The organism is Kineococcus glutinatus, from assembly GCF_039542765.1.
Taxonomy (GTDB): domain Bacteria; phylum Actinomycetota; class Actinomycetes; order Actinomycetales; family Kineococcaceae; genus Kineococcus_A; species Kineococcus_A glutinatus.
Map to the genome: position 1 here is coordinate 1 of NZ_BAABIL010000108.1, position 4,984 is coordinate 4,984.

General features: G+C 75.7%; 3 protein-coding genes and 1 pseudogene. 1 reads left to right on the top strand and 3 read right to left on the bottom strand.

The genetic code is table 11. The features are described from left to right. Together ABEB16_RS04755 and ABEB16_RS04760 are read right to left on the bottom strand one after the other, a co-directional pair. The coding region (locus tag ABEB16_RS04755) for a glycoside hydrolase family 6 protein (protein WP_345711120.1) at positions 1-823 on the bottom strand (823 nt) is incomplete at its 3' end. Between the two features lie 91 nt (positions 824-914). Further along, entirely contained in the window at positions 915-2,714 is a 1,800-nt protein-coding gene (locus ABEB16_RS04760) for a glycosyltransferase family 2 protein (RefSeq protein ID WP_345711121.1), read from the bottom strand. A gap of 415 nt (positions 2,715-3,129) precedes the next feature. On the opposite strand from ABEB16_RS04760, the gene ABEB16_RS04765 reads away from it, so the two are divergent. After that, on the top strand, positions 3,130-4,227 hold the full coding sequence (locus ABEB16_RS04765) for a cell wall-binding repeat-containing protein (RefSeq protein WP_345711122.1): 1,098 nt from the start codon (positions 3,130-3,132) through the stop codon (positions 4,225-4,227). Between the two features lie 51 nt (positions 4,228-4,278). Here the strand turns inward: ABEB16_RS04765 and ABEB16_RS04770 are convergent. Further along, positions 4,279-4,984: pseudogene (locus tag ABEB16_RS04770) on the bottom strand (hypothetical protein); the annotation flags it as partial.

Genomic DNA, 4,984 nt, shown 5'->3' on the forward strand with positions numbered 1-4,984 from the left:
CCCCGCCGAGCAGGTCGGACAGCTCCTCGCCGTAGGCCAGGGAGTCCTCGGTCGTCTGGTAGTTCGACACGTTGAGCGCGAACCCGTCGGCGCGCCGCACGCCGCTGGCCAGCAGGGCGGTGGCCAGCGCCGAGGTGTCGACGACCCAGTCGGAGTTGCCGGCGTCGACGTAGACGAGCACGTTGGGCTGCTGCTTGAGGACGTCGACCGCGCTGGACAGCAGGGCGTAGCACTCGGCGGCCGTCAGGCTGGTGTTGGAGCCGTCCAGGGCGTGGGCGATGGCGTCGGGTTCCAGGATGACGACCGCCTCGGCGTCGCCGATCCCGGCACCGATCGCCCCCACCCAGGCCAGGTAGGTGTCCGCGTCCGCCGCGCCGCCCGCGGAGTACGACCCCGCGTCGCGGCCCGGGACGTCGTAGGCGACGATCACGGCGACCTGCCCGGCGGCGGTGGCGGCCGCGGTGAGCTCCGCGGCCGCCGCGCCCGGGTCGGCGTGCTGGCCGGAGAACCAGGTGGCCACCGGCGTCCCGGCCACCGGCTGCAGCTGCGCGGCGTCGGCGGTGTTCCCCGCCGCCAGCCACTCCTGCACCTGCACCGCCGCGTCGGAGGCGGGGTCCACGTAGAACGCCGTCCCCGCCAGCGGGCTCTGCGCGGCGGTGGTGGCCGTGGCCGTCGCGGTGGCCGTCGACCCCGCCGTCGAGGTGGTGTCGGCCGAGGCCGCCGTGCTGCCGCAACCGGGCAGCAGCAGCGTGGCGACCGTGCCGCCGGCCGCGGCCAGCAGCGACCGGCGGCTGAACCGGTGCGTCACGCCACGTGCAGCCACGACGTGATCCCGTTGAGGTTGACCGCGACGAGCAGCACCGCGGTGCAGCCCAGCAGTGCGCGGTTGCGCAGCTTCAGGAGTGCCGTGCGGTTCACCGCCGCACCCCCGCGTCCTGCAGGGTGGTGATCGGCAGCGCCGCCCGGTCGGCCGGCGCGTCCCGCAGGTCGATGACCGCGGGCCGTGCGGCCGGCAGCGCCGCGGGGGTGCGGCGCCGGTCGGCGGCCCGGCGGGCACGCACCTGGAACCGCCAGATCAGGGCGGGCAGGAAGCAGATGGCGATGTCCATCGCCGCCCACAGCCGCATCGCCGGGTAGTCGTTGCCCAGCGGGAACGACGCGACGAAGCAGCCGCCGAGCAGCAACCCCCAGAGGATGTTCATGCGGAACACCGGCCACCGGTCGCCCGCGGACTCCGAACCCTTCGGGGTGACCTCGAACGGCACGTTCTTGCCGCGGACCGCGTCGATGAACGCCACCACGTACATCGGGGCGCACAGGGCGGAGACGAACATGCCGAGCACACCGGAGCTGCCGCGCTCCTCGTGCGGGCTGACGTTGTAGCGGCGGTTCCAGAAGTAGATCCCCGCCTGCAGCACCGCGGCGTTGGCGTAGAGCATCAGCCAGGTGCTGGCCGCGACCTGCACCCCGCTGGAGCCGGTCACCAGGTACAGCCCGAGGCTGGCGATGCCGAGGACCCACGACAGCGCAGCGCTGGGGTAGTACGACATCAGGAGCGCGTAGTGCAGGCCGCGCCTCCAGCCGAGCTTGCGCGCGAAGCGGTGGAACGTGCGCAGGATCACCTCGTCGGTGCCGCGCGACCAGCGGTTCTGCTGGGTGAAGTAGTCCGACCAGTTGGCCGGCCCCTCGCCCACCGCCAGGACGTCCGGGGTGTAGACGGACTTCCAGCGCCGGCCGGTGCGCCGGTTGCGGCTGGTGTGCCACACCAGCGACGTGGCGGCGTCCTCGGTGATGGAGTCGGCGAGGCCGTCGATGTCGCGCAGCGCCGAGATGCGCACGGCGTTGTTGGTGCCCACGAACATCGGGACGTCCCAGCGGTTGGCGGCCCGCTGCAGCACCGAGTGGAACAGGTACTGCTGCGACTCGCTGGCCTTGGTGACGAAGTTGTCGTAGTTCTGGCCGTAGACCTGCGGGCCGACGACGAACGCCACGTCGGGGTCGCGGAAGTACCCCAGCAGCCGCTCCGCGAACTCCGGCGCCGGCACGTGGTCGGTGTCGACCGAGAGCCAGAAGTCGTAGGCGTGACCGTGCGCGTCGAACCAGGCGTTGTAGTTGCCGTGCTTGGTCTTGCGCTTGTGCTTGCCCCTGGGCTGGTTCCACGCGGGCACCCCGTGGCGGGAGAAGTGGTTCACGCCCAGCCGGGCGCACATCGCCCGCACCTCGGGGTCGTTCCCCTCGTCGAGCAGCCAGATGTCGAGCCGGCCGTCGTAGCGGATCTCCTTGGCGGCGCGCAGGGTGCGCTCCGCCATCTCGACGGGTTCCTTGCCCGGCACGATCGTCGTCAGGAACGCCACCCGGTGCCCGGTCTCGGGGACCACCGGCACGGGGTCGGCCGCGTTGAACGTGGCGCGGACGAGGGTGACGACGTTGACGAGGCGCATGACCTCGACGGCGCCGACGCCGGCGACCATCGCCATCCCGAGCCAGGACAGCCAGGAGCCGTCGGCGGTCGGGTAGTGGCTGGGCCACAGCAGCCAGCCGAGGAACACCGCCTCGCACACGACCGCGAGCGCGAGCATGGTGTACGCCTGCAGCCGGCGGCGGTCGCGCGTCACGAGGTTGCGGTGCTGGACCGCGTAGGGGCCCGGCGGGGGTTGTGTCAGCGGGCCGGCCAGCCGCGTCCACGGCTCGTAGTCGCGCTCGACGGCGTTCACCGGCGGGTCCGCGGGTGGGAGGAGGTGTCGGCCGCTGCGGTGCGCGGGGCCGGTCGGCGGCAGGGTTCCACGGGTTCCATCCAGGGGTCTCGGGGGATCCGCGCGGCTGCGGACCGCGGGCAGGTTCGATGGAACGACGGGAAGTGGGGGTTTTCCCCGGTGCCGGCTGTGGGTTTCCCAGGTCGTGACTGAGTGCCGAGGTCCTCGTTGCGCAGCGTGGCGCTGTGCGGCCGGGTGGGTGATGGGCGGGGTCACGACCCCCCGAGTTCGCCAGTGATCATGCTGCTACGCAGCGGTGCAAGGTTGCGCCGAGTGGGTGGTGGTGGTGGCCAGGGCGCCGCCGCGGCGCGGGTTCGGCGGCTCCGGCGCCTAGCGTGCGCGGCGGTCACAGCACCGCAGCGACGCCGTTCCCGTCGTGGTCCCCACTCCCGCGGAGGTCGAGATGCGCACCCGTTCCCGCCTGCCCCTGCTCGCGCTCGCCGCCCCGTCGGCCGCCCTCGCCGCAGCGCTCGCCGCCCCGTCGGCCGCCCTCGCCGCAGCGCCGCTCCCGGTCCCCGCCGACACCCCGGGGACCACCCCCAAGGAGGGCGTCCCCTACGTGTTCGAGGGCCTGCTCCGGGTCTTCGGGGCCAACCGGTACGAGACCGCCGCGGCCGCCTCCCGCGGCTCCTTCACCGCCGGACCCGGCGGTGCGGTGTTCATCGCCAGCGGAGCCACCGCCGCCGACGCCCTCGCGGCCGGACCCGCCGCCGCCGCGGCGGACGCCCCCCTGCTGCTCACCGCCCCCACCGCCCTGCCCCCGGCGACCGCCGCGGAGCTGGCGCGGCTGGCCCCCGCCACCGTCCACGTCGTGGGCGGGCGCTCCGCCGTGAGCGACGACGTGCTCGCCGAGATCGCCACCGCCGCACCCGCGGCGGTCGTCGTGCGCATCGCCGGCCCCAACCGCTACGCCACCGCCACCGAGGTCGCCGAGACGTTCTTCCCCGACGCCGACGCCGCCGTCCTCAGCCGCGGCGACGACTTCCCCGACGCCCTCTCCGGCGGTGCCACCGCCGCCGCGCAGGGCATCCCCCTGCTGCTCACGCGGCCCGCCGCGCTCCCGCCCGCCACCACCGCCTGGCTCCGGGAGCACCCCCTGCAGCGGGCCACCGTCGTCGGTGGCACGGCAGCCGTCACCGAGGAGACCGCCGCCGCCCTCGCCGAGCACGTCGTCGGCGCCGGCGGCGTGACCCGCCTGGCCGGCACCGACCGCTACTCCACCGCGGCGACCGTCGCGGCCGCCGGGTTCGCCGACGCCACCACCGTCGTGCTCGCCACCGGCGACGACTTCCCCGACGCCCTCGCCGCCGTGCCCGTCGCCGCCGTCAACGACGCCCCGCTCCTGCTGCTGCCCAAGACCTGCACCCCCGTCGCGGTCGTCGAGCGCATCGCCGACCTGCGCATCGAGCGCACCGTCGTCCTCGGCGGGCCGTCGGCCGTCCCCAACGAGGCGCTGGCCACCGTCTGCCCGTGACACCCCGCCACGGCCGGCCCGGTCCGGGCCGACCCGGCCGGGGAGGGACGCTCAGTCCGCGACGGCGGCGGGCGGGCAGGCGTCGGCCAGCTCCGCCGTCAGCTCCGCCACCGCCAGCGGTCCCAGCGGGGCCGGCATCGCCGTCACCCAGTGCCGCACCCGCTCCGCCGGGTGCAGCGCGACGTCCCCGCCACCGCGGGCGTGCGGCACCCGCGGTGCCGACCGGGCCGTGCGGCGGTGCAGCAGCCCCAGCGGGCCGGGCGCGACCGGCACCAGCAGCGCCACCGCGTGCACCGGCCCCGTCCACGGCCAGCTCCCCAGGCGGTCGGCGAGCTCGGCGTCCACCTGCTCCGCCTCCCACCGGCGCGCCGCCAGCCACTCCGCGCGCACCAGGTCCCCGGCCGGGACGGCCCCGCGCTGCGGCCACCACCCCCGCACCGGCAGCGGCGTGGCCAGCACCACCCCGCCCGGACCGGCCATCACGTGCGCCACCCGGTGCTCCGTGCCCGGCGCCAGGCGGTCGTGCAGCACCGTCCAGCCGTGCCCCCGCAGCGCGTCCAGCTCCCGCGCCGTCACCCGCTCCCGGCGGATCTGCGCACCCAGCTCCCGGTCCGCCGCGCACGGGCTGCACCGCTGCCACAGCGCCAGCCCCGCACCCGCCAGGGCCGCGACGACCGCGACGGCCGCCAGCGGCGCCGGCAGACCCAGGGCGGGCACCACCGCGAGCAGCAGCTGCACCGCCAGCACCCCCCGCCGG